The organism is Mesorhizobium sp. YR577, from assembly GCF_900116595.1.
Classification (GTDB): Bacteria; Pseudomonadota; Alphaproteobacteria; order Rhizobiales; family Rhizobiaceae; genus Mesorhizobium_M.
Genome location: NZ_FPBI01000005.1, coordinates 259,780 through 282,848, shown reverse-complemented (window position 1 = coordinate 282,848; position 23,069 = coordinate 259,780). Strand labels below are relative to the sequence as shown.

The 23,069-nt window shown below is 60.3% G+C and carries 25 protein-coding genes; 7 read left to right on the top strand and 18 right to left on the bottom strand.

Translation table 11 applies throughout. The features are described 5' to 3' along the window. Nucleotides 1-35 precede the first annotated feature (35 nt). Nucleotides 36-1,280 (top strand): multidrug effflux MFS transporter, encoded by a 1,245-nt coding sequence (locus BM413_RS09800; RefSeq protein WP_091912767.1) that lies wholly within the window; start codon nt 36-38, stop codon nt 1,278-1,280. Here the strand turns inward: BM413_RS09800 and ttcA are convergent, their stop codons facing one another. The 3 genes from ttcA to BM413_RS09785 form a co-directional block, all read right to left on the bottom strand. After that, nucleotides 1,281-2,159 (bottom strand): tRNA 2-thiocytidine(32) synthetase TtcA, encoded by an 879-nt coding sequence (gene ttcA / locus BM413_RS09795; RefSeq protein ID WP_091912765.1) that lies wholly within the window; start codon nt 2,157-2,159, stop codon nt 1,281-1,283. It abuts the gene before it with no gap. A 112-nt stretch (nt 2,160-2,271) separates the two neighbouring features. Continuing rightward, nucleotides 2,272-2,889, bottom strand: coding sequence for a 30S ribosomal protein S4 (gene rpsD, locus BM413_RS09790; protein ID WP_091912763.1), 618 nt, complete (start codon nt 2,887-2,889; stop codon nt 2,272-2,274). A 260-nt stretch (nt 2,890-3,149) separates the two neighbouring features. Next, complete coding sequence (locus BM413_RS09785; protein WP_091912761.1) at nt 3,150-3,563, bottom strand: winged helix-turn-helix transcriptional regulator; 414 nt, start codon at nt 3,561-3,563, stop codon at nt 3,150-3,152. A 141-nt stretch (nt 3,564-3,704) separates the two neighbouring features. Here BM413_RS09785 and BM413_RS09780 point away from each other — a divergent pair, with 141 nt between their 5' ends. Beyond that, nucleotides 3,705-4,346, top strand: coding sequence for an NAD(P)-dependent oxidoreductase (locus BM413_RS09780; RefSeq protein WP_210188923.1), 642 nt, complete (start codon nt 3,705-3,707; stop codon nt 4,344-4,346). Nucleotides 4,347-4,366: 20 nt separating this feature from the next. Here the strand turns inward: BM413_RS09780 and BM413_RS09775 are convergent, their stop codons facing one another. Then, nucleotides 4,367-4,555, bottom strand: coding sequence for a DUF3008 family protein (locus tag BM413_RS09775; protein WP_091912888.1), 189 nt, complete (start codon nt 4,553-4,555; stop codon nt 4,367-4,369). A gap of 237 nt (nt 4,556-4,792) precedes the next feature. On the opposite strand from BM413_RS09775, the gene BM413_RS09770 reads away from it, so the two are divergent. Together BM413_RS09770 and BM413_RS09765 are read left to right on the top strand one after the other, a co-directional pair. After that, nucleotides 4,793-5,140, top strand: a complete 348-nt coding sequence (locus BM413_RS09770; protein WP_091912757.1) for a cupredoxin domain-containing protein — start codon at nt 4,793-4,795, stop codon at nt 5,138-5,140. 3 nt (nt 5,141-5,143) lie between these two features. After that, the gene (locus BM413_RS09765) at nt 5,144-5,974 is read left to right on the top strand and encodes an FTR1 family iron permease (RefSeq protein ID WP_091912755.1); all 831 of its coding nucleotides are present in this window, start codon (nt 5,144-5,146) and stop codon (nt 5,972-5,974) included. Here BM413_RS09765 and murI read toward each other — a convergent pair. Together murI and BM413_RS09755 are read right to left on the bottom strand one after the other, a co-directional pair. Further along, nucleotides 5,961-6,749: a glutamate racemase gene (gene murI / locus BM413_RS09760; protein ID WP_091912753.1), complete on the bottom strand. Its 789-nt coding sequence runs from the start codon at nt 6,747-6,749 to the stop codon at nt 5,961-5,963. The genes BM413_RS09765 and murI overlap by 14 nt on opposite strands. Next, nucleotides 6,742-7,599 carry an RNA methyltransferase gene (locus tag BM413_RS09755; RefSeq protein WP_091912751.1) on the bottom strand — a complete coding sequence of 286 codons (858 nt, stop codon included), beginning with the start codon at nt 7,597-7,599 and terminating at the stop codon, nt 6,742-6,744. The genes murI and BM413_RS09755 overlap by 8 nt, the downstream gene beginning before the upstream one ends. 255 nt (nt 7,600-7,854) lie before the next feature. Here BM413_RS09755 and BM413_RS09750 point away from each other — a divergent pair, with 255 nt between their 5' ends. Continuing rightward, the gene (locus tag BM413_RS09750) at nt 7,855-9,069 is read left to right on the top strand and encodes an NADP-dependent isocitrate dehydrogenase (protein WP_091912749.1); all 1,215 of its coding nucleotides are present in this window, start codon (nt 7,855-7,857) and stop codon (nt 9,067-9,069) included. Between the two features lie 105 nt (nt 9,070-9,174). On the opposite strand, the gene alaS is transcribed toward BM413_RS09750, so the two are convergent. Both alaS and recA read right to left on the bottom strand, forming a co-directional pair. Further along, nucleotides 9,175-11,841 carry an alanine--tRNA ligase gene (gene alaS, locus BM413_RS09745; protein WP_091912747.1) on the bottom strand — a complete coding sequence of 889 codons (2,667 nt, stop codon included), beginning with the start codon at nt 11,839-11,841 and terminating at the stop codon, nt 9,175-9,177. Between the two features lie 192 nt (nt 11,842-12,033). Next, nucleotides 12,034-13,128, bottom strand: a complete 1,095-nt coding sequence (recA, locus tag BM413_RS09740) for a recombinase RecA (protein WP_091912745.1) — start codon at nt 13,126-13,128, stop codon at nt 12,034-12,036. A gap of 285 nt (nt 13,129-13,413) precedes the next feature. Here recA and BM413_RS09735 point away from each other — a divergent pair, with 285 nt between their 5' ends. After that, nucleotides 13,414-14,286 carry a PfkB family carbohydrate kinase gene (locus BM413_RS09735; protein WP_091912743.1) on the top strand — a complete coding sequence of 291 codons (873 nt, stop codon included), beginning with the start codon at nt 13,414-13,416 and terminating at the stop codon, nt 14,284-14,286. Here the strand turns inward: BM413_RS09735 and BM413_RS09730 are convergent. Further along, on the bottom strand, nt 14,256-14,579 hold the full coding sequence (locus BM413_RS09730; RefSeq protein WP_091912741.1) for a TfoX/Sxy family protein: 324 nt from the start codon (nt 14,577-14,579) through the stop codon (nt 14,256-14,258). The two genes, BM413_RS09735 and BM413_RS09730, sit on opposite strands and share 31 nt — an antisense overlap. Nucleotides 14,580-14,694: 115 nt before the next feature. Between BM413_RS09730 and BM413_RS09725 the strand changes: the two genes are divergently transcribed. Continuing rightward, entirely contained in the window at nt 14,695-15,192 is a 498-nt protein-coding gene (locus tag BM413_RS09725; protein ID WP_091912739.1) for a GFA family protein, read from the top strand. A gap of 5 nt (nt 15,193-15,197) precedes the next feature. Here the strand turns inward: BM413_RS09725 and sufA are convergent, their stop codons facing one another. The 9 genes from sufA to BM413_RS09680 form a co-directional block, all read right to left on the bottom strand. Beyond that, entirely contained in the window at nt 15,198-15,587 is a 390-nt protein-coding gene (gene sufA, locus BM413_RS09720; protein WP_091912737.1) for a Fe-S cluster assembly scaffold SufA, read from the bottom strand. A gap of 138 nt (nt 15,588-15,725) precedes the next feature. Then, nucleotides 15,726-15,980: a type II toxin-antitoxin system RelE/ParE family toxin gene (locus tag BM413_RS09715; protein WP_244537821.1), complete on the bottom strand. Its 255-nt coding sequence runs from the start codon at nt 15,978-15,980 to the stop codon at nt 15,726-15,728. After that, a complete protein-coding gene (locus BM413_RS09710; RefSeq protein WP_091912734.1) occupies nt 15,980-16,225 on the bottom strand; it encodes a type II toxin-antitoxin system ParD family antitoxin in 246 nt (81 codons plus the stop codon). The genes BM413_RS09715 and BM413_RS09710 overlap by 1 nt, the downstream gene beginning before the upstream one ends. A gap of 67 nt (nt 16,226-16,292) precedes the next feature. Beyond that, nucleotides 16,293-16,691 (bottom strand): SUF system Fe-S cluster assembly protein, encoded by a 399-nt coding sequence (locus tag BM413_RS09705; protein ID WP_175544294.1) that lies wholly within the window; start codon nt 16,689-16,691, stop codon nt 16,293-16,295. 2 nt (nt 16,692-16,693) lie between these two features. Beyond that, nucleotides 16,694-17,938, bottom strand: a complete 1,245-nt coding sequence (locus tag BM413_RS09700; protein WP_091912732.1) for a cysteine desulfurase — start codon at nt 17,936-17,938, stop codon at nt 16,694-16,696. Nucleotides 17,939-17,941: 3 nt separating this feature from the next. Next, a complete protein-coding gene (gene sufD / locus BM413_RS09695) occupies nt 17,942-19,210 on the bottom strand; it encodes a Fe-S cluster assembly protein SufD (protein ID WP_091912730.1) in 1,269 nt (422 codons plus the stop codon). Nucleotides 19,211-19,219: 9 nt separating this feature from the next. After that, nucleotides 19,220-19,975: a Fe-S cluster assembly ATPase SufC gene (gene sufC / locus BM413_RS09690; RefSeq protein WP_091912728.1), complete on the bottom strand. Its 756-nt coding sequence runs from the start codon at nt 19,973-19,975 to the stop codon at nt 19,220-19,222. A gap of 27 nt (nt 19,976-20,002) precedes the next feature. After that, the gene (gene sufB, locus BM413_RS09685; protein WP_091912726.1) at nt 20,003-21,526 is read right to left on the bottom strand and encodes a Fe-S cluster assembly protein SufB; all 1,524 of its coding nucleotides are present in this window, start codon (nt 21,524-21,526) and stop codon (nt 20,003-20,005) included. 176 nt (nt 21,527-21,702) lie between these two features. Continuing rightward, the gene (locus tag BM413_RS09680; protein ID WP_091912725.1) at nt 21,703-22,866 is read right to left on the bottom strand and encodes a cysteine desulfurase family protein; all 1,164 of its coding nucleotides are present in this window, start codon (nt 22,864-22,866) and stop codon (nt 21,703-21,705) included. Nucleotides 22,867-23,069: the final 203 nt, after the last annotated feature.

Genomic DNA, 23,069 nt, shown 5'->3' with positions numbered 1-23,069 from the left:
CGGCGCATTTTCGTTTTTGACTGACGGATTTTACCATGGACCAACATGTTTCGCCGGCTCCGGAAGCCGAAAAACTTTCTATTCCGCGATGGGAATTCATCGCCCTTGCCGCGGCACTGATGGCGCTGAACGCACTTGCCATCGATATCATGCTGCCCGGACTTCAGCAGATCGGCGCAAGCCTCGGTGTCGACAATGAAAACCACCGGCAATATGTGATCTCGGCCTATTTCGGCGGCATGGCGCTGGGCCTGCTCGGCTACGGCCCCGCTTCCGACCGGTTCGGGCGACGCGGCCCTTTGCTTTTCGGCCTTGGAATTTACGTCATTGCCGCACTTGCCGCCGCCATCGCGCCCAATTTCGAAACGCTTCTTGCACTGCGCGTGATCCAGGGTTTTGGCGCCGCCTCGACGCGCGTGATTGCCGTGTCCATGGTTCGCGACCGCTTCGGTGGCAGGGCCATGGCCGAGATCATGTCGCTCATTTTCATGGTCTTCATGGTCATCCCGGTCGTGGCACCGAGCATCGGCCAGTTGATCATGCTGTTCGCCAACTGGCACATGATCTTCGTCTGCATGGGCGTGGGGGCGCTGTTCATCTCGCTGTGGGCATTCTTCCGCCTCCCCGAAACGCTTCACCCCGAGGATCGTCGTCCGTTCACGATCTCGGCGATCGGACAGGCATTTGCCATCGTGCTCACCAACCGCATCTCGCTCTGGTACACGCTGGCATCGACGATCATCTTTTCTGCGCTGTTCGGCTTCATCAATTCCGCGCAGCAGGTCTATGTCGGCATTTATGGCCTGGGCGTCTGGTTCCCGGTGATATTCGCCGCGATCGCCGGCATGATGGCGATTTCCTCGTTCCTGAATTCCCGGCTGGTCATGCGCGTCGGCATGCGCCGGCTATCGCATGGTGCGCTGATCGGATTTCTGACCGTCAGCACGATCTGGTTCGTCTGGTCGCTATTCGGCCAGGTACCGCTGGTTGGCTTCGTCCTGCTATTTGCGGCGGCGATGTTCCAGTTCGGCTGGATCGGCTCGAACTTCAACGCGCTGTCGATGGAACCGGTCGGTCACATCGCCGGGTCGGCCGCCTCGGTCCAGGGCTTCATGCAAACTCTGGGCGGCGGAATAATCGGCGCGGCAATCGGCCAGTCCTTCGACGGCACGACGACGCCTCTTGCGGCAGGCTTCTGCGGCGTTGCCGCGATTGCATTGATAATGGTGCTGATTGCTGAAAAAGGCCGGTTGTTCCAGCCTCATCACAAGCCCGCTTAGTTATCCCTCGGCGGAAGGCGCTCCTGCGCCTTGCGTCGCTTCCAAGCCAGCAAAGTCGAAAAGCTTGCGGTCGAGCAGATGGCTCGGCCGTGTATTGGCGAGTGCGCGGATCATCGTGTCCTTGCGCCCCGGCATGCGCTTTTCGATATCGTCCAGCATCGCCTTCATCAGATTGCGCTGCAGCCCTTCCTGGCTGCCGCAGAGATCGCAAGGGATGATCGGGAACTTCATGCTGTCGGAAAATTTCTGGAGATCCGTCTCGGCGCAGTAGCTGAGCGGCCGCAGCAGCATCACGTCGCCATCGTCGTTCAACAATTTCGGCGGCATCGCAGCCAACCTACCGCCATGGAACAGGTTCATGAAGAAGGTTTCGAGGATGTCTTCGCGGTGATGCCCGAGCACCAGTGATGAACACCCCTCCTCGCGGGCTATGCGATAAAGATGCCCGCGCCGAAGCCGCGAACACAGCGAGCAGTAGGTGCTGCCCTCGCTCAGCTTCTCGGTGACGATGGAATAGGTGTCGCGATATTCGATGCGATGCTTGATGCCATGGCGATCGAGATATTCCGGCAGAATGTGCTTGGGAAAATTAGGCTGGCCCTGATCGAGATTGCAGGCGATCAGCTCGACGGGCAGCATACCGCGCCATTTGAGATCGAGCAGGATGGCAAGCAGCCCGTAGGAATCCTTGCCGCCCGAAAGCGCCACCAGCCAGCGATCGCCAGGTTTGACCATGGCGAAATCGTCTATCGCCTGCCGGGTCTGCCGCAGCAGCCGTTTACGCAGCTTGTTGAACTCTACGGACGACGGCGTGTCGCGGAACATGGCGTGACAGGCTTCCCCGTCGAGATCGGAGATGGGCTCCGGCATCATGTTCATGGCGATGGCTTCCGCAGCTTTTACAGTTCAGACCGGATTAAAGGACCGGGCAGATAAAGAAAAGGCCGCCCGAAGGCGGCCTTTTCGCAAATTCGAAGAAATCGAACCGAAATCAGCGCGAATAGAATTCGACGACCAGGTTCGGTTCCATCTGGACGGCGAACGGAACGTCGGCCAGACCCGGAACGCGGGCGAAGGTCGCAACCATCTTGTTGTGATCGACTTCGATGTAGTCCGGGACGTCACGCTCTGCGAGCTGCACCGATTCCAGCACGATGACGAGCTGCTTCGACTTCTCGCGCACTTCAACGACGTCGCCAGCCTTGCAGCGATACGAGCCGACATTGACGCGGCGACCGTTGACCTTGACGTGGCCGTGGTTGACGAACTGGCGCGCAGCGAAAATCGTCGGAACGAACTTCGCGCGGTAGACGACCGCGTCGAGACGCGACTCGAGAAGACCGATCAGGTTTTCCGGCGTATCGCCCTTGCGGCGGTTCGCTTCCTCATAGGTCTTGCGGAACTGCTTTTCCGAAATGTCGCCATAGTGGCCCTTCAGCTTCTGCTTGGCGCGCAGCTGCAGACCAAAGTCCGAGAGCTTGCCCTTGCGGCGCTGGCCATGCTGGCCGGGACCATATTCGCGCTTGTTGACCGGGGACTTCGGACGGCCCCAGATATTTTCGCCGAGACGGCGGTCGATCTTGTACTTTGCGGATTCGCGCTTGCTCATCGCATTCCCTTTCAAAACATTGCACCCGAAACCTCGTGTTTCGAGTGAAGGAAACGCGCCCTCCTCTGGCCTCCGTTTTCGAGACCTGACAGGATATTCCCGCTAAGCTTGCCGGAAAAATCCACGGGACACGTCAATTTGCAGGGCGGGGAAATTCACCAGAGGCTAAAAGCCCAACCTTGCGGCATAAAAGTCAACACCGGGCGTTGCGGCCCGGTGCTGGCGGGTGATTAGGCGAAGTTTTCCCAGAAGTCAACGCGTCAGACGTTTTCGGCGTCGAATCTTGCCCTTGCCTGCACCAGAAGATCGCGATTTTGCGCTGCCCAAAGACCAAGCGCACCAATCGGCACCGCAATCGACTGTCCAACCTCGGTCAGCGCATATTCCACCTCCGGCGGCGTCGTCGGCTTGACCGTGCGTCGAACAAGGCCGTCGCGCTCCAGCGAGCGCAATGTCACCGTCAGCATGCGCTGCGATATGCCTTCGATCGAACGCTTCAGCGCATTGAAGCGCACCGGGCGTTCCTGAAGATTGATGATGACGAGCAGGCTCCAGCTGTCTCCGATACGGTCCAGCACATCGCGCATGGGGCAGCTGCCGCGCTCGTCGCGGTCGAAACCGGGATGAGCCTGCAGCAGCGGTACGCGCTCCTCCGTTCTTGTGCGGGCGTTCACGTGGTTCTCTCCATGTAACCTGGGCACCAAATCATGCGTTCTTTTCCTGCCCTGCGATCACAGCTATATAGTTATCGTTAGTAACCTGATTACAGATCATACCCGCCTTTGCCAATCCGGCGAGAGTGGGCGGAAAGGAAAATCATGAAGATCGCACTCATCGGCGCCTCCGGCTTCGTCGGCAAAGCCGTTCTCAAGGAAGCTTCATCGCGCGGCCACACAGTAACGGCGCTCGTGCGCAATCCGGACAAGGTGGAAAAGCTTGCCGGCGTCACCGCAAAGCAGGTTGACGTGACCGACACCAAAGCGCTCGCGCAGGCAATCATCGGTCAGGATGTTGTGATTTCCGCCTTCAACGGCGGCTGGGGTGACCCCGACATCTACAACAAACATCTGAATGGCTCTAAGGCGATTGCCGATGCGGCAAAAGCCGCAAAGGTCCGCGTGATCGTGGTCGGCGGCGCAGGCAGCCTGCTCGCACCCGATGGCAGCCAGTTCGTGGACTCACCGGACTTCCCGGCAGCCTACAAGGACGGCGCTCTAGCCGCCCGCGACGCACTCAAGGCGCTCCGCAGCGAAACCGGGCTGGAGTGGTCGTTCCTGTCACCGGCCTTCGTCCTTTCGCCCGGCGAACGCACCGGAAAATTCCGCTATGGCGGCGATCAGCCGGTTTTCGACGCCAACAACGAAAGCAAGATTTCGGTTGAAGATCTCGCCGTCGTCCTGGTCGACGAGGCCGAAACGGCCAAGCATACCGGCAAGCGCTTCACCGTCGGATATTGATCAGATCGCAGCCTGCCGGATTAGGTCTTGGATTTCTTTTCCGGCAGGCCCTTTCGCTTCGTTTCCGCAAAATCCTCGAGCTGCTTTTCGCTCATGGATTCATACATCTCTTTCGATGCGCCTTTGAGCTCGCTCTTCTTCGTTTCGCCGCGTTTGGCCGAAAGGGCGGCGCCCGCTGCCATCTGCTGGGCTTTCGATGTTGCTGGCATCTCGATATCTCCCTTGAGGATTGATGTCGGATAACGCCACCTCAATGCGGTGGTTCCCATGGTTTTCCATGCCCATGCTCTGCATACCTGGCCTAACACATTGGAATCATTCTAACTTCAACGAGAAGTGATCCGCGCTATACTTGACGGCGTACATCACCTTTATATTCTGCCATCCCTCGGCCGCCGCCTTCCCCTCGTCCTGCGCTATCCGAGCGGTCCTGGAGGGACCTCGATATGAAGCTTTCCCGTTTGCTTGCCCTATCCCTGGGTGCCACTGCCCTTGTCTCGTTAGCCGCAAGTGCTTCCGCCGCAACCGATCAGCAATCCTTCACCATTACGATCAAGGACCATCGTTTTACGCCCGCCACGCTGAAAGTGCCGGCGGGCGCGGAATTCGACCTTGTCGTGGTGAACGCCGATCCGACAGCCGAGGAATTCGAGAGCCAGGATTTCCACGTCGAAAAGGTCATCCAGGGCGGCAAGCAGGCGACATTCCATGTCGGCCCGCTGACGGCAGGCTCCTATGGCTTCTTCGGCGAGCGCCATGAAGACACGGCCCTCGGCAACATGTTTGCCGAATAAGCCATGATCTCCACCTTCATCATCGTTTTTCGCGAGACGCTGGAAGCAGCGTTGATCGTTGCAATCGTGCTTGCCGCCAGTGCCGGCATAGCCGGTCGCACCCGTTGGGTAGCAACGGGAATAGTTGCCGGTCTCGCCGGGGCCGGACTGCTGGCCCTGTTTGCAGGCAGTCTTGCCGACATGTTCGAAGGCAACGGCACCGAGATCTTCAACGCTGTCGTTCTGCTTCTCGCAGTCGTCATGCTCGGCTGGCACCAGATATGGATGAGCACCCATGGCGCGGAGCTGGCCAGCGAAAGTAAGTCCGTCGGCCAGGATGTCCGCGAAGGGCTGCGTCCGCTCTCAGCGCTCGCCCTCATCTGCGCCGTTGCCGTCCTGAGAGAAGGTTCCGAAACAGTGCTCTTCCTCTATGGCATTGCCATTGACGGAGAACTCGACGCCACGTCGATGCTGCAAGGCGGGGCGCTGGGCGTGGTGGCAGCGGCGCTCATGGGGGCATTGTTCTATGGCGGGCTGCTTCGCATTCCCTTGAAACATGTCTTCAAGGTAACAGGCGCTATCCTGCTCCTCATTGCCGCCGGTCTGGCGGCGCAGGCTGCGGCCTTCCTCGTGCAGGCAGGCGTTCTGCCGCCGCTCGGCTACGACATCTGGAACACGTCAGCCATTCTGCCGCAAACCAACCCCGTCGGTTTCCTGCTGCATATTCTGGTCGGCTACGTCGCCCGTCCCGAAGGCATCCAGATCGTCGCCTATGTCGCAACGCTTGCGATCATCCTCGCCGCATCCGGTTTGGTGCGGCGCATGCACCGGGAAGCCTCGGTCAGACCGGCTTAAGCCCAAAACCCTGCATCAGCCGGCGGGTCGGAAAATCCGGCTTCGCCGAGGTGAAGATGGCGCAGTCCGGTTCGTGCTCGACAGCGTTGCTTGATGTCCCGTCGAGCAGCGACAGCGCCCGGCGCGCGATCGCTTCGGCTGGATCGAGCCAGTCGACCGGCCAGGGCGCCAGCCGCCGGAAAACATTCGCCAGAAACGGATAATGCGTGCAGGCAAGCACGACGATGTCGGTGCGCTTGCCGTCTTCCTCCACGAAGCAGGGTTCTATTTCGGCACGGATCGCCGCGTCGTCCATCGTCTCGCCGCGAATATGCGCCTCGGCCATGCGTGCCAGGTTCTGGCTGCCGACGAGGCGTACATGGCACTGCGCCGCGAATGACTGGATCAGGTCACGCGTATATGCGCGCTTGACCGTGCCCGGCGTCGCCAGCACCGAGACGAAACCCGAGCGCGTGCGCTCGGCCGCCGGCTTTATCGCCGGAACCGTGCCGACAAACGGCGTCTTCGGATATGCCGCACGCAACTCCGCCATCACCAGCGTGGAAGCCGTGTTGCAGGCGATGACGGCGATCTCGGGCCGATGCTCCTCGATGAGGCGGCCGAACAGCTCGACGATCCGCCGCTTGAGCGCCTCCTCCTCCCACTCGCCGTAGGGAAAGCCGGCGTCGTCAGCGACATAGACGAAACGCCGATCCGGCATCAGCACGCGCGCCTCGCGTAGCACCGTCAGTCCACCGATACCCGAATCGAACATCAGCACCGGGCGGTCAGTCATCGCGCGCCTTTTCTACTTTCTGCGTTGCGGGATGCGTGGCGCGATCGGCCTCTGCCTTGCGCTCGGGATAGCCGGCACCGCGCGGGACCTTCGGCGAGAAATAATCGAGCGAGGAAATGACCCCGCGCAACAGCTTGATCTCTTCCAGCGTGAAGGCGGCGCGCGTGAACACGGCGCGCATATTGTCCAGCATCTTCGGCTTCTTGGCCAGCGGCCGGAAGTACCCGCGCGCATCAAGCGCTGCTTCCAGATGGCCGAGCATGCCGTTCAGATGGGTCTTGCTGGCCGGCGTCTGTGCCGGGCTTGTGAATGGCGTCGCATCAAGATCCTCGAGGCCCGATTTCATCCACTCATAGGACATCAGCAGCACGGCCTGCGCGATGTTCAGCGAGGCAAAGGCCGGATTGACCGGAAAGGTCACGATCTCGTCGGCCATAGCCACTTCTTCGTTGGACAGGCCGAAGCGTTCGCGTCCGAAGAGTATGCCGGTGCGCTCGCCCGCAACGAAGCGGCTGCGCAGCATCCTGCCTGCCTCCACCGGTCCGCGCACATGCTTGAAGCCGTCGCGCTCCCGCGCGGTGGTGGCAAAAAGGAAATTGAGGTCGGCGACCGCCGATTCCAGATCGTCGAAGACGACGACGCCGTCGATCACATGGTCAGCCTTGCTTGCGGCCGCCCGCGCCTTTTCGCTTGGCCAGCCATCGCGCGGCTTAACCAGCCGCAGTTCGGACAGGCCAAAATTTGCCATGGCGCGCGCGACCATGCCGATATTCTCGCCGAGCTGCGGCTCGACAAGAATGATCGCCGGGCCTTCGGCAATCAGTGGTTTTTCGCGATCAGTGCCTGCCATATCTGAAACCGGTTTGTTTTCGGCCTCTCTCGCACAGTTTCGGTCGAAACGAAACCTTGCAAGGGGACGGCGCGCAAACCGTTTTCAGCCGAACATCTTGACCCAATGATGGTGGCTTTTGACATCATTGGCAAACGAGCGAACGTTTCCCGATGTAGCGTTTGCGCAGCCAACGGTGCTTTGCTATACGGGCCGCAACCCTTCGCGAAGCCCTTGGAACAACTCTGTTCCTCTCCCAGAAAGAGGCATTTCTCAATGACGAAAATCAAGGTGGACAATCCGGTCGTCGAGCTCGATGGCGACGAGATGACCCGCATCATCTGGCAGTTCATCAAGGACAAGCTGATCCACCCCTATCTCGACATCGATCTGAAATATTTCGATCTCGGCGTGGAGCATCGCGATGCGACCGACGACCAGGTGACGATCGATGCAGCGAACGCGATCAAGAAATACGGCGTCGGCGTAAAATGCGCCACGATCACGCCGGACGAGCAGCGCGTCGAGGAATTCAAGCTGAAGAAGATGTGGAAGTCGCCCAACGGCACCATCCGCAACATCCTGGGCGGCACCATCTTCCGCGAGCCGATCATCATGAAGAACGTCCCTCGGCTGGTTCCGGGTTGGACGAAGCCGATCATCGTCGGCCGTCATGCTTTCGGCGACCAGTACCGCGCCACCGATTTCAGGTTCCCGGGCAAGGGCAAGCTGACGATCAAGTTCGTCGGTGAAGACGGCCAGACGATCGAGCATGAGGTGTTCGACGCGCCTGGCTCCGGCGTTGCCATGGCCATGTACAATCTGGACGAGTCGATCCGCGAATTCGCGCGCGCCTCGCTGAACTACGGCTTGCTGCGCGGCTATCCGGTCTATCTGTCGACCAAGAATACGATTCTCAAGGCCTATGACGGCCGCTTCAAGGACATCTTCCAGGAAGTCTACGAGCAGGAGTTCGAGGCGCAGTTCAAGGAAAAGAAGATATGGTACGAACACCGCCTGATCGACGACATGGTCGCCTCGAGCCTGAAGTGGTCGGGCGGCTATGTCTGGGCCTGCAAGAACTATGACGGCGACGTCCAGTCCGACACGGTCGCACAAGGCTTCGGCTCGCTCGGCCTGATGACCTCGGTGCTGATGACGCCGGACGGCAAGACCGTCGAGGCCGAAGCCGCCCACGGCACGGTCACGCGCCACTATCGCCAGCACCAGAAGGGCGAAGAGACCTCGACCAACTCCATCGCCTCGATCTTCGCCTGGACGCGCGGCCTCGCCCATCGCGCCAAGCTCGACGACAACGTGGAACTGAAGAAGTTCGCCGACACGCTGGAGCGCGTCTGCATCCAGACCGTCGAAGCCGGCTACATGACCAAGGATCTTTCGCTGCTGATCGGTCCCGACCAGCCCTGGCTTTCGACCACCGGCTTCCTCGACAAGATCGACGAGAACCTCAAGAAGGCAATGGCCGCCTGAGCTTTCGACCGTACCGGGCGTGAAAACGCCCGGTACGCTCCACCCTCAAACAAAAAGGCCCGCGGCATCTGCCGCGGGCCTTTTTGATTCCGAATGAAAGTTGCGTCAGGTGCCGGCCAGTGCTGCCCTGACGGCTGCGATGGCCTCGGACGCCTTGCTGCCGTCCGGCCCACCGGCCTGAGCCATGTCGGCGCGGCCACCACCGCCCTGCCCGCCGAGTGCGGCAGATGCAACGCGCACCAGATCAACCGCGCTGAAGCGCGCGGTCAGATCATCCGTGACGCCAACAACGACGCTGGCCTTGCCGTCATCGCCGGAGCCGACGAAAACGACAACGCCCGAACCCAGCGTGCTTTTTCCGGCATCGGCCAGCGGCTTGAGATCCTTCGGCGTCACGCCGGACACGGACTTGCCGAGGAAGCCGACGCCGGCCACGATCTCGCGTTCTTCGGCGGCGCCATTGGCTGAGGAACCACCAAGGGCGAGCTTCTTGCGCGCTTCGGTCAGTTCACGCTCCAGCTTCTTGCGCTCATCCAGCAGCGCCTCCACGCGCGCAGGCACGTCGCCCGGCGCGACTTTGAGGGTTGCTGCCGCAGCCTTCAGCCGCCTGTCCTGCTCGTCGAGATGGCGGCGTGCCGCCTCGCCCGTCAGCGCCTCGATGCGGCGCACGCCGGCAGCGACCGCACTGTCCGCCACGATGCGCACAAGGCCGATGTCACCGGTCGACCTGACATGCGTGCCACCGCAGAGCTCTACCGAATAAGGCCGATTCGCTTTGGCGCCGGAAACACCGGTGCCCATCGAAACGACCCTGACCTCGTCGCCGTATTTTTCGCCGAACAGCGCCATCGCGCCTTCGGCAATCGCATCGTCCACGGACATCAGCCGCGTGGTGACCGGGCTGTTCTGCACGACGATTTCGTTCGCCATGCGCTCGACCTCTTCGAGCTCCTCCGAAGCAATCGGCTTGTTATGCGAAATGTCGAAGCGCAGCCGCTCGGGCGCGACCAGCGAGCCCTTCTGCGCAACATGGGTGCCCAGCACCTCACGCAACGCCTCGTGGATGAGATGCGTTGCCGAATGGTTGGCGCGCAACCTGGAGCGACGCGCATGGTCGACCTTCAGTTCGACGGCAGCGCCTGTCTTCACCACGCCCTTCGTCACGTTGCCGTTGTGGACGAACAGGCCGTCGGCCTTCCTCTGCGTATCCGAAACCTCGATCGAAAAGCCTTCACCGGAGATAATCCCGGTGTCGCCCATCTGGCCGCCAGACTCGCCGTAGAACGGCGTCTGGTTGACAATGACGGCGACCTGCTCGCCCTCCTTGGCCGCGTCCACGACCGCGCCGTCCTTCACCAGCGACAGCACGATGCCTTCGGCCTGCTCGGTCTCGTAGCCGAGGAATTCCGTTGCGCCCGCCTTTTCGCGGACCGAGAACCAGACGGTCTCGGTCGCCGCTTCGCCGGAGCCGGCCCAGTTGGCGCGCGCCTCGGCCTTCTGCCGCTCCATCGCCTCGGTGAAGCCGGCCAGGTTCACCGAGATGTTCCGCTGGCGCAGCGCATCCTGCGTCAGATCGAGCGGGAAACCGTAGGTGTCATAGAGCTTGAACGCCGTCTCGCCGTCCAGCATGTCGCCGTCGTGAAGCGTCTCGGTCGCGTCGGCGAGCAGTCCGAGGCCGCGTGCGAGCGTCTTCCCGAAACGCGTCTCTTCAAGTTTCAGCGTCTCTGTGATCAGCGCCTCACCGCGGCTAAGTTCAGGATAGGCCTGGCCCATCTCGCGCACCAGTGCCGGCACCAGCTTCCACATCAGCGGCTCGTTCGCACCGAGCAACTGCGCATGGCGCATGGCCCGGCGCATGATGCGCCGCAGCACATAACCGCGGCCCTCGTTCGAGGGCAGCACGCCGTCAGCGACGAGGAAAGAGGACGAGCGCAAATGGTCGGCGATCACGCGGAACGACGCAACGGTGTCCGCATCGGGAGCGCGGCCGAGAGCGGAAGCCGTCACGTCGATCAGATGGCGGAACAGGTCCGTCTCGAAGACGCTCTCCACACCCTGGAGGATCGAGGCCATGCGTTCCAGCCCCATGCCGGTGTCGATCGAGGGACGCGGCAGCGCGACGCGCTCCTCCTTCGTCACCTGCTCGTACTGCATGAAGACGAGGTTCCAGAACTCAAGGAAGCGATCACCGTCCTCCTCCGGGCTGCCGGGAGGGCCGCCCCAGATGTGCTCGCCGCGGTCGATGAATATTTCCGAGCATGGCCCGCACGGCCCGGTATCGCCCATCGCCCAGAAATTGTCCGAGGTCGCGATGCGGATGATGCGGTCGTCGGAGAAGCCGGCGATCTTCTTCCAATAGCCCACCGCTTCATCATCCGTGTGGTAAACGGTGACGAGCAGCTTGTCCTTGGAAAGTCCGAAGTCCTTCGTGATCAGGTTCCAGGCGAGCTCGATCGCACGCTCCTTGAAATAGTCGCCAAAGGAAAAGTTGCCAAGCATCTCGAAGAAGGTGAGATGGCGCGCGGTATAGCCGACATTGTCGAGGTCGTTATGCTTGCCGCCGGCGCGCACGCTCTTCTGGGCGGTCGTGGCGCGCGAATAGGAGCGCGTCTCCAGACCGGTGAACACATTCTTGAACTGAACCATGCCGGCATTGACGAACATGAGCGTCGGGTCGTTGCGCGGCACGAGCGGGCTCGACGGAACGACCTCGTGCCCGTTCTTTCGGAAATAGTCGAGAAAAGTCGACCGGATTTCGTTTACGCCACTCATGTCTTTGCCTTTGTGAGAATTCCGCCCGTGCTGAAGGCGGAAAATGGACATGGCCTTTTAGCCTTCGCACCCACCCCTGTCCAGAACGCCAAAGTACCGTAAATCCGCATCCGCGAAAGGTTACTTCCGCTCAAAATAAAACCGCCGGCGCAAAGGCCGGCGGCTTGTCGAAACAGCTGAGCGCAAGAAGCCTTATGCTTCGTTGGCTTCGCCAGCATCATCCTCGAAATCGGCTTCCGGTCCACCCTCAAGGAATTTCTCGGCGATCAATCCTGCATTCTGCCTCAAGAGCAGTTCGATCTCGCGAGCGGTGTCGGGATTGTCGCGCAGAAACAGCTTTGCGTTTTCACGGCCCTGACCAAGACGCTGGGAATTGTAGGAGAACCAGGCGCCCGACTTCTCGACCACGCCGGCCTTCACGCCGAGATCGACAAGCTCGCCGGTCTTGGAAACGCCCTCACCATACATGATATCGAACTCGACCACCTTGAAGGGCGGCGCCAGCTTGTTCTTCACCACCTTGACGCGGGTCTGGTTGCCGACGACCTCATCGCGATCCTTGACCGAGCCGATGCGGCGAATGTCGAGGCGAACTGAAGCATAGAACTTCAACGCGTTACCGCCGGTCGTCGTCTCGGGCGAACCGAACATCACGCCGATCTTCATGCGGATCTGGTTGATGAAGATGACCATCGTGTTGGAACGCGAGATGGAAGCCGTAAGCTTGCGCAGCGCCTGGCTCATCAGGCGCGCCTGCAGACCCGGCAGGGAATCGCCCATCTCGCCTTCGATTTCGGCTCGCGGCGTAAGTGCCGCAACCGAATCGACGACCAGAACATCGACAGCACCCGAACGCACCAGCGTGTCGCAGATTTCCAGTGCCTGCTCCCCGGTGTCCGGCTGCGAGATCAGGAGGTTCTCGAGATCGACTCCAAGCTTGCGGGCATAGACCGGATCTAGGGCATGCTCGGCATCAACGAATGCGCAAATGCCACCCTTCTTCTGCGCCTCGGCAACCGTATGCAGCGCCATCGTCGTCTTGCCCGAGCTTTCCGGACCGTAGATTTCGATGATTCGGCCGCGCGGCAGGCCGCCGACACCGAGTGCGATATCCAGACCGAGAGAGCCGGTCGAAACCGTCTCTATCTCGACGATCTTCTCATTTGCGCCGAGGCGCATGATCGAACCTTTTCCGAAAGCGCGCTCGATCTGCGACAGCGCGGCATCCAGAGCCTTTGATTTGTCCACCGTTTTGTCCTCTACAAGCCGCAACGAATTCTGAGCCATGATACATTACCCCTTGGACGTCAATGAAAGGCCGGGCAACCCGGTTTTGTCATCAACATGTACCTCTTTTGTTCTCATTTGGCAAGAGGCCTCAAGTGGTTGATAAGTAACATATTTCCACGAATGTTCTATTTTTGTACTATAGAAACGCACAGATGGCTGCGATTGTGTTCGCGAGCTTGCGTGCCTGACGCGCAGCCTTGGCGATTCGCTGCTGCGGACTGTCCAAGGCCTGTGCCCGCGCGATAAGGTCGCCACCAGGTTTTCATTTTAACAGGATGCGCGATGAAGTCTTCCAGAATTCTGGCCATAGGCGGCGCGCATATAGTCCGGCATGGCCAGGCCACCGGCTCATTCGCACCGGGCGAATTCAATCCCGGCGTGATGCGCGAAGATGTCGGCGGCGACGCGTTCAATGCCGCGCGCATGGCTGTGCAGCTTGGCGGCTCCGCTTCACTGATCTCGATCAGGGGCGGAGATATTGCGGGCGAAACGGTATCCCGCGCCATTGCCGCAGAAGGCATTGAAGACCTTTCCGTGGTTTTCCTGGATCGCAGGACACCGAGCCGGACGGCCCTGCTGGACAGCGACCACCGCCTCATTGCCGGGCTCGACGACACGGCGCTTTACGACCTCGTCTTTCCGAAACAGATGCGGCGCTCGAAGATGCGGGAGGTGTTGGCGCGGTCCGACGCAATTGTCTGCGATGCGGACCTGCCCGCCGCTGCCCTCGAAAGGCTGGCTGCGCTCGCCGCCGGCAAGCCACTGTTTGCGGTTGCGGTCGCGGCATCTTCGACCCGCATCCGGCGCTTCGCGAGTCTTCTGCCCGAATTCGCATGCCTGTTCTTGAAGCGCGAAGGCGCCGTTGCGCTTTCAGGCGGCAGCGCGCAGGACGAGATTACATCGATTGCGGAGAGGCTGCGCGAACGCGGCCTCGCATGCGGCATCATCATGGAAGACGATGGAACAACTGTCGGTTTCGACCGGGAAACGCTCTTTTCGATCCGATCGCTCGATCCCGCGTATTCACTCGAGACATTGGCAGGAGCCACCATAGTCGCTCTGATGCGCGGACTGCCGATACGCGAGGCGCTCTCTGGAATAGGTGCAGTTCGCGAAGCAGGCGCTCACTTGCCCGCGCGCAAGCCCGCCTCATAGGCCCTGCGCGCCCAGACCATCATCTCTTCGGGATCATCAAGGGCGTCTTCAGGGATGCTCCAGTAAGGCATGGCGACCGCCTTGCCGTGCCTCGATCCGGTGTAGGTCCATTGCGTGCAGCCGGCAGCCTCGAAATCGGGAGCGCTTTGTGCATCCGCCTTCAACCGGAATTCGCCACGAATCTCTACGGCGATGATGACGCCATCGAAATAGACGCCCTTGCCACCAAACAAACGGCGGATCGAAACCGGCCCAAGCCCGTCGAAAAGTTCGCGAATGCGTTCATCGTCCATGACGCGATCATGTCATGCGGCCCGGCACTTGTCATGACGGCAACCAAAGCTCTGCTGACAGGTTTTAATGCCTGAACATGATATGCCGAAGCGATCTATTTCCAGGAGTTGCCCAATGCCCGTTCTGCTCAAAGGCTCGTGCCACTGCGGTGCCGTTCATTTCGAAGTCGAGAGCCATACCCCTGCCCCCTACCAGCTCTGCTACTGCTCGATCTGCCGCAAACAGCAGGGCGGCGGCGGTTATGCCATCAATCTCGGCGCTGACAATGAAACGATGAAGGTTACAGGCAAGCGCCACATCGGCGTCTATCGTGCCAGGATCGAGGATGACGAGCATCCGGTCTGTGAGATTTCCAGCGGGGAGCGCAATTTCTGCAAGAAGTGCGGATCAGCCCTGTGGCTCTACGATCCAACATGGCCGGAGCTTGTCCACCCCTTCGCGTCAGTGATCGACACCGACCTGCCCACCCCGCCGCAGCGCACGCACCTGATGCTGAAATACAAGGCGAACTGGGTTGAGCCGAATATCGCCAAGGGTGACAACACATTCGACGTCTATCCCGAGGAGTCGATCGCCGATTGGCACAAAAGGACCGGTATGTGGGTTGATTAGAGCGCTCAGGCAGCGCCGGCTGATGCTCTCGCCTCGGCAAGCTGCTTGAGATCGGCGGGCTTCAGTTCAACCGATTCGCCGCAGCCGCAGGCTGAACTCTGGTTCGGATTGGTGAAAGTGAAGCCGGTGCGAAGCTGCGTCACCTCGAAATCCATCACCGTGCCAAACAGGAAAAGCGCTGCTTCCGGCGCAACATAGACATGGGCGCCGTCACGCTCGATGTGATCGTCCTTGGGGTTAGGCTCGGTCACCAGATCGACCGTATATTCCATGCCAGCACAGCCGCCCTTCTTGATGCCAAGGCGAATGCCCTGCGCACCTTCACGGGTCGCCACGATCTCGTTGACGCGAGAAGCGGCCTTTTCGGTCATGCTTATGACGGCAAAGCGTCCCATTTCATTCTCCATGCCCATGCAGGTTCAAGGCCCGCCGGATACCCTATAGATGGTCGATCGAAGTCCGATTGGCAAGTCGCAATCAGATATCATCGTCCCGGTAGTACGCGATGAAATCACGATGGCCTTCAAGCACGGTCACCACTTCGAATACATTATCCCTGTAGCGAAAAAAATAACGTAGCCCTTGAAAGCAAAACTCCGCAGGCCCGGCTTCAGCTCCGTTCGCTCTCGCCCCAGCGTACCGGGAAGCGACGCTAGCTTGGCGCACTTTTGCCGTAACTCACCGACAAATGCCTCGGCCAGGAAGCGGCTGCCGGTGGTCGTCGCAATGTAAATTGCGATATCCAGAAGATTGTCGAGCGCTTCACTGGAAAAGCGGAGTTCCCGCATCAGGGCCGTTCTGCCGCCCAACTATCCAGCTTCGCATCCAGCGCCCGTTTGACATCGTCTTCGCTGTGACTGCCACCACGGCGTATTGCGGCCTCGACGGTTTGCCGGAGCGCGAAAAGCTTCGCCTCGCGCTCTTCTACGAGTCGTAAACCCTCTCGAACCACTTCGCTGGCAGAACCGTATCTTCCCTCTTCAACGGCCGTGGCTACAAAGCTTTCCCAGCGTTCTCCGAGTGAGACATTCATGATGCTCTCCTTTTCAGAGTCATCATACCAGATAACAGAAATGGCGCAATTTTTGTTATCGACGTACTCAATACCACCCGACCGCGACCTGCGCCTCTTCCGACATGCGGTCCGGCGTCCAGGGCGGATCGAAGGTCATGTTGACCTCGACATCGGAAACACCTTCCACGGCGCCGACCGCATTCTGCACCCAGCCCGGCATTTCGCCGGCCACCGGGCAGCCTGGCGCCGTCAGCGTCATGTCGATCTTGACCGAGCGGTCGTCTTCGATGTCGATCTTGTAGATGAGGCCGAGTTCATAGATGTCGGCAGGAATTTCCGGGTCGTAGACCGTCTTCAACGCCGAGACGATGTCGTCGGTCAGCCGCGCCAGCTCTTCGGCGGGAATGGCAGAAGCCGAAACGAGCCCGTTGCCCTTCTCGTCCGCGAGCTTCACTTCGGTCGTTGCGTTTGCATCTTCCATCATCATCACCCGAAGAATTTCCGTGCTTTTTCAAGCGCTTCCGCCAAAGCGTCTACTTCAGCGCGCGTATTATACATGCCGAAGGATGCCCTGCATGTGGAGGTTACGCCAAAGCGTTTCAACAGCGGCTGCGCACAATGCGTGCCGGCGCGAACGGCAACCCCTGCCCGGTCGATGACCATCGACACATCATGGGCGTGAATGCCCTGCAGTTCAAACGACACGATCGCGCCCTTGCCCGGCGCCTCGCCGAAGATGCGCAGCGAATTGATCGAACGCAGGCGTTCATGCGCGTAATTCTTCAGATCGGTTTCGTGCGCGGCAATAGCCTCGCGGCCGACCTTTTCCATATATTCGAGCGATGCGCCCAGCCCGATAGCCTGGACGATCGGCGGCGTGCCGGCCTCGAAACGGTGCGGCGGATCGTTGTAGGTGACATTGTCTTCCGTCACCTCGGTGATCATCTCGCCGCCGCCCTGGAAGGGCCGCATGCGCTCCAGCATATCGCGCTTGCCGTAGAGCACGCCGATGCCGCTCGGCCCATAGACCTTGTGCCCGGTGAAGACGAAGAAATCGCAGTCGAGATCCTGAACGTCTATCGGCATGTGGACAGCGCTCTGGCTGCCGTCGACCAGCACCGGAATGCCGCGTGCATGCGCGATCCGCACGATCTCCTTGATCGGCGTGACCGTGCCCAGCGCGTTCGACATCTGCGTGATCGCGACCAGCTTGGTGCGGTCCGTCAGGCGCTTTTCGAATTCCTCGATATGGAACACGCCCTCATCGTCGACCGGCACCCAGACGAGCTTTGCGCCCTGCCGCTCGCGAATGAAGTGCCACGGCACGATGTTGGAATGATGCTCCATGATCGAGATGACGATCTCGTCATCCTTGCCGATGTTCGGCATGCCGAAACCATAGGCGACCGTGTTAATCGCCGAAGTCGTGTTCGACGTGAAGACGATCTCCTCCGCGCTGCCGGCATTCAAGAAACGGCGAACGGTTTCGCGAGCCTTTTCATAGGCATCGGTCGCTGCATTCGACAAAAAATGCAGGCCGCGATGAACGTTGGCGTATTCATTGGCATAGGCGTGCTGGACCGCATCGAGCATGGCCTGCGGCTTCTGCGCCGAAGCGCCATTGTCGAGATAGACCAGCGGCTTGCCATAGACTTCGCGCGACAGGATCGGAAAATCGCGCCGGATAGCCTCGACGTCGTAGAATTCCGCGATTTTACCCGGCGCGTTCATGCTTCACCCATGCGTCTGGAACCATCCGTCGAGCAGCGCTTCCAGCGCCTCGACAACCGGCTCGACTTCCAGTTCCTCGATGACCTCGGCGACGAACGCCTTGACCAGCAAACCGCGCGCCGTCTTTTCGTCGATGCCTCGCGCCATCAGATAAAACAGATGGTTGTGGTCGATCTCGGTTACCGTCGCGCCATGGCCGCACTGCACGTCGTCGGCGAAGATTTCGAGCTCCGGCTTGGCCGAAAACTCGCCGTCATCGGACAGAAGCAGCGTGTTGCAGGCCATCTTGGCGTCGGTCTTCTGCGCGTACTGGGCAACATTGATGCGGCCCTGGAACACGCCACGCGCCTTGCCAGTGACGACATTGCGGATCACTTCCGTCGAGCTCGTATGCGGCACCGAATGGTCGAGCACCATGGTGACGTCGGTATGCGTGTCGCCGGCGAGCAGATTGATGCCGCGCAGCGTGAAGACCGCGCCCTCGCCCGCCGCGTTTACGACGATTTCCTGGCGAACCAGCTTGCCGCCGGCGTTCATTACGAAAAGCGTCAGCTTGGAATTCTTTCCGAGCTGAGCCTTGAACTGTGCAAGATGCGTTGCCGTATCCGGCTGTTCCTGCACGATCAGCCACAGCACTTCGGCATCGTCGCCGAGCAGAAGCTGGCTGATCGAACTGACGAGCGCATTGCCCTCGCCGGTCTGGCGCTCGACGATCGTCGCCTTGGCTCCAGTGCCGACACGTACGGGGAAGCGCATATGCGTCTGTCCGCCGGCCTGCACATTCTGCAGCTCAAGCGGCGTTTCGAGTTCGGTACCGTCAGCGATGTCGACGAAATAGCCGTCAGCAACAAATGCGGTGTTCAGCGCCCCGATCGCATCGTCAAAACCATAGGGAACAAGCGCCGGGGCAAAGCTGCCGTCCGTGAGCTTCTCGGCCAAAGACTGGACTGTCACGCCTTCGATGGAGGGAAGCTTGCCTGCGGCCGCACCGTTGAGCGCGGAAAGCACCGTCGAGCCCTCGAGCAGCGGTGCAATGGCCTTGGCCTTGGCCGTTTCGTCATACGCGGGAACCGAGGTCAGCAGGCGGCGCAGGTCGGTATAGTGCCAGGATTCGATGCGCTTGGTCGGCAGGCCGCCCTTCAGCGCCTCGATAGCGTCGTCGCGCTTGACCATGACCTCGCCGTCGCCCGGCAACAGCGAAAGCCGCTCGCCGAACGCGTCGATCAGCGCCGTTTCGGCTGCCGTTCGCTGGAGTGTTGCGTGCATATTCATCACACTCACCTATGCCGCCTCTTCGATGATCCCGGCATAGCCGTTCTCTTCCAGCTCGAAAGCCAGCGACTTGTCGCCCGACTTGATGACCTGGCCCTTGTAAAGCACATGAACCGAGTCCGGCACGATGTGTTCGAGCAGGCGCTGATAGTGCGTGATGACTACGATGGCGCGGTCCGGCGAACGCAGCGCGTTGACGCCGTCCGACACGATCTTCAGCGCATCGATGTCGAGGCCGGAATCGGTCTCGTCGAGCACGCAGAGGTTCGGCTGAAGCAGCTTCATCTGCAGGATTTCGGCGCGCTTCTTCTCGCCACCGGAAAAGCCGACATTCAGCGGACGCTTCAGCATCGCCATGTCCATGCTGAGCAGGCCTGCCTCTTCCTTGACGCGCTTCAACAGCTCCGGGATCTTCAAAGGCTCTTCGCCGCGTGCCTTGCGCTGCGCGTTCATAGCGACCTTCAGGAATTCCATGGTCGCCACGCCCGGTATCTCCATCGGATACTGGAACGCCAGGAAAATGCCGGCAGCTGCACGCTCGGCCGGGTCCATCTCAAGGATCGACTCGCCATTGTACAAAATCTCGCCTTCGGTGACCTCATAGTCGGGCCGGCCAGCCAGAATATAGGACAAGGTCGACTTGCCCGAACCGTTCGGGCCCATGATGGCGGCGACTTCGCCGGCCTTCACGGTAAGGTTCAGCCCGCGGATGATTTCGACGCCGCTCTCGGCGATCCGGGCATGCAGGTTCTTGATCTCAAGCATATTTTTCTTCCTGAATTCCAATGCCGGTCAGCCGACCGAACCCTCAAGCGAAATACCGATGAGCTTCTGCGCTTCGACCGCGAACTCCATCGGCAGTTCCTGGATGACTTCCTTGACGAAGCCGTTGACGATCAGCGCGATGGCTTCTTCCTGGGGAATGCCGCGCTGCATGACGTAAAACAGCTGGTCCTCGGAGATTTTCGAAGTCGTCGCCTCGTGCTCGAACTGAGCCGACGAGTTCTTCGCCTCGATGTACGGCACCGTATGCGCGCCACAGTCCTCGCCGATCAGCAGCGAGTCGCACTGGGTGAAGTTGCGCGCATTCTCGGCCTTGCGGTGGGCTGAGACCTGACCACGATAGGTGTTCTGGCTGAAGCCGGCGGCGATGCCCTTGGAGATGATGCGGCTCGACGTATTCTTGCCGAGATGCAGCATCTTGGTACCGCTATCGACCTGCTGGTAACCGTTGGAAACGGCAATCGAATAGAACTCGCCACGCGAATTGTCGCCGCGCAGGATGCAGCTTGGGTACTTCCAGGTGATCGCCGAACCTGTCTCGACCTGCGTCCAGGAGATCTTGGAGTTCTTGCCGCGGCAATCGCCACGCTTGGTGACGAAGTTGTAGATGCCGCCCTTGCCCTGTGCATCGCCCGGATACCAGTTCTGCACGGTCGAATATTTGATCTCGGCATCATCGAGCGCGACAAGCTCGACGACGGCCGCGTGCAACTGGTTCTCGTCGCGCTGCGGGGCCGTGCAGCCTTCCAGATAGGAAACGTAGGCGCCATCCTCGCAGATGATCAGCGTGCGCTCGAACTGGCCGGTGTTCTTCTCGTTGATGCGGAAATAGGTCGACAGCTCCATCGGGCAGCGAACGCCCTTCGGCACGAACACGAACGAACCATCGGTGAAGACAGCCGAATTCAGCGTTGCGTAATAGTTGTCTGTCGTCGGCACCACGGTGCCGAGATACTTTTTCACCAATTCCGGGTGCTCACGGATCGCTTCCGAGATCGAGCAGAAGATAACGCCGGCCTGCGCCAGTTCCTTCTTGAAGGTCGTGACCACAGAAACAGAATCGAACACCGCATCCACCGCCACGCGGCCGGACTTGTAGACATTGTCACCGACTTCATCGAGACCGTCGGCATCCGCCTGCGGCTTCTGGACGCCAGCCAGAATCTCCTGCTCTTTCAGCGGGATTCCGAGCTTTTCGTAGACCTTCAGCAGTTCCGGATCGACTTCCTCAAGCGAGGTCGGCCCCGGCGTGCTTTTCGGCGCGGCGTAGTAGTGAATGTCCTGGAAATCGATCTTCGGATAGTGGACGCGCGCCCAGGTCGGCTCTTCGAGCGTCACCCAGCGGCGAAAAGCCTCAAGACGCCATTCCAGCATCCATTGCGGCTCGTCCTTCTTCTTCGAAATGAAACGGATCGTATCTTCGGACAGGCCCTTGGGTGCCTTGTCCATCTCGATCTCGGTCTCGAATCCATATTTATATTGGTCAACGTCGATCTTACGAACCCGATCGATCGTATCCTGCACAGCAGGCATAAGCGTTCTCCATCCACGCCGGGGTCAAGGCCCGACAGTTTTCAAACTATGGCACCGCTGGTGCGGCGTAAGTTCCATATAGTGCGTCTTGCCGGGAAATTCACCCGTTGGAAGCGTCACAAACGCTCCAAAACGCACCGACTCGTTGGCCCAGAAGGCCAAATTCCATCCGCCCTTCAGGCAGCTTTCGTTTTTTCGGCGCGACGCGCCAGAATTCCGGCCAGCGCCGCCCTGAATTGCTCGATCTCGGCCTGCGTGGTCGCTAGCCCGATCGAAACGCGCAGCGCGCCTTCCGGGTTATCGTGTCCCATGGCCTTCAGCACATGGCTGGGGCCGACTTTGCCCGACGAACAGGCTGAACCTGCCGACAGCGCCACGCCCGCGAGATCGAAGGCGATTTGTGCCGTCTCCGATTTGACGCCTGGAATAGCGAAGAAAATCGTATTGGCAAGCCGTTCGCTCCGGCGTCCGAATATTTCTGCATCGGGCGCAAGCGACAAGATCGACGCTTCGAGGCCGTCGCGCAGTGCCCGAACATGATCGATCCCCGCGAGCGCAACCTTCGCTTCGCGCGCTGCAGCACCAAAACCGGCAATCGCGGCAAGGTTTTCCGTGCCCGCCCGAAATCCTCGCTCCTGCCCGCCACCGGTAACGAGCGGCTTCGGCATCATCAGGTCCGAGGCAGCAACGAATGCGCCAACGCCCTTCGGCCCGCCGATCTTGTGCGACGACAATATCACATAGTCGGCGTAACCCGTTGCCAGATCGAGCGGACTGCGGCCCGCGGCCTGCACCGCATCGACTACGAACACACCACCTGCGGCCTTGACAACCTCGGCAATCCTCGCCAGCGGCTGGATCACGCCGGTTTCGTTGTTGGCCGCGTGAATCGCGACCAGCGGCAGACCTTCGGCCTTGTCGTGATCTGCGAGCGCCTGCCTCAAAGCGTCCAGATCCGTAATTCCGTCACCATCGACGCCGATGTGGATCGTGCGCTCGGCGCCAAAACGTCCGCCATTGAGCAAGCAAGGATGGTCGGCAGCCGAGACGTAGGCCTTCGACATACGAACCGCACCGCGTCCCATCTGCCAGTCCGGCGTCAGAAGCGTCGTCGCCGCTTCAGTCGCGCCCGAGGTGAAGACGACATGCTCGGGCTTGGTGTTGACCAACGCTGCAACGTCGCGTCTCGCATCCTCGACGATGCGCCGCGCCGCGCGTCCCTCGCTATGGACTGAGGAGGGATTGGCGGTGATGCCCAGAGCCGCGACCATGGCTTCGCGCGCGCCCGGCAACAGCGGGGCGCTCGCATTGTGGTCGAGATAGGCGCGTGACGCAGCCATTTGCGCTCGATCGGTCCTCTAAATAGCCATTCCGCCGGGTTGAACGTTATTTCCTTGAAATTCCAAGGCCAGACGTCCTATTTACCCGCATTGTCAAATAGGTGGCTAGTCCACCCAGTTTTGAACAGTTCTAAACTAGCTTCTAAGAAGACGCCCGCCCTGCGTCAAGGCCAGCGGCAGAATTGTTCCAAGCGGCGGTCAAG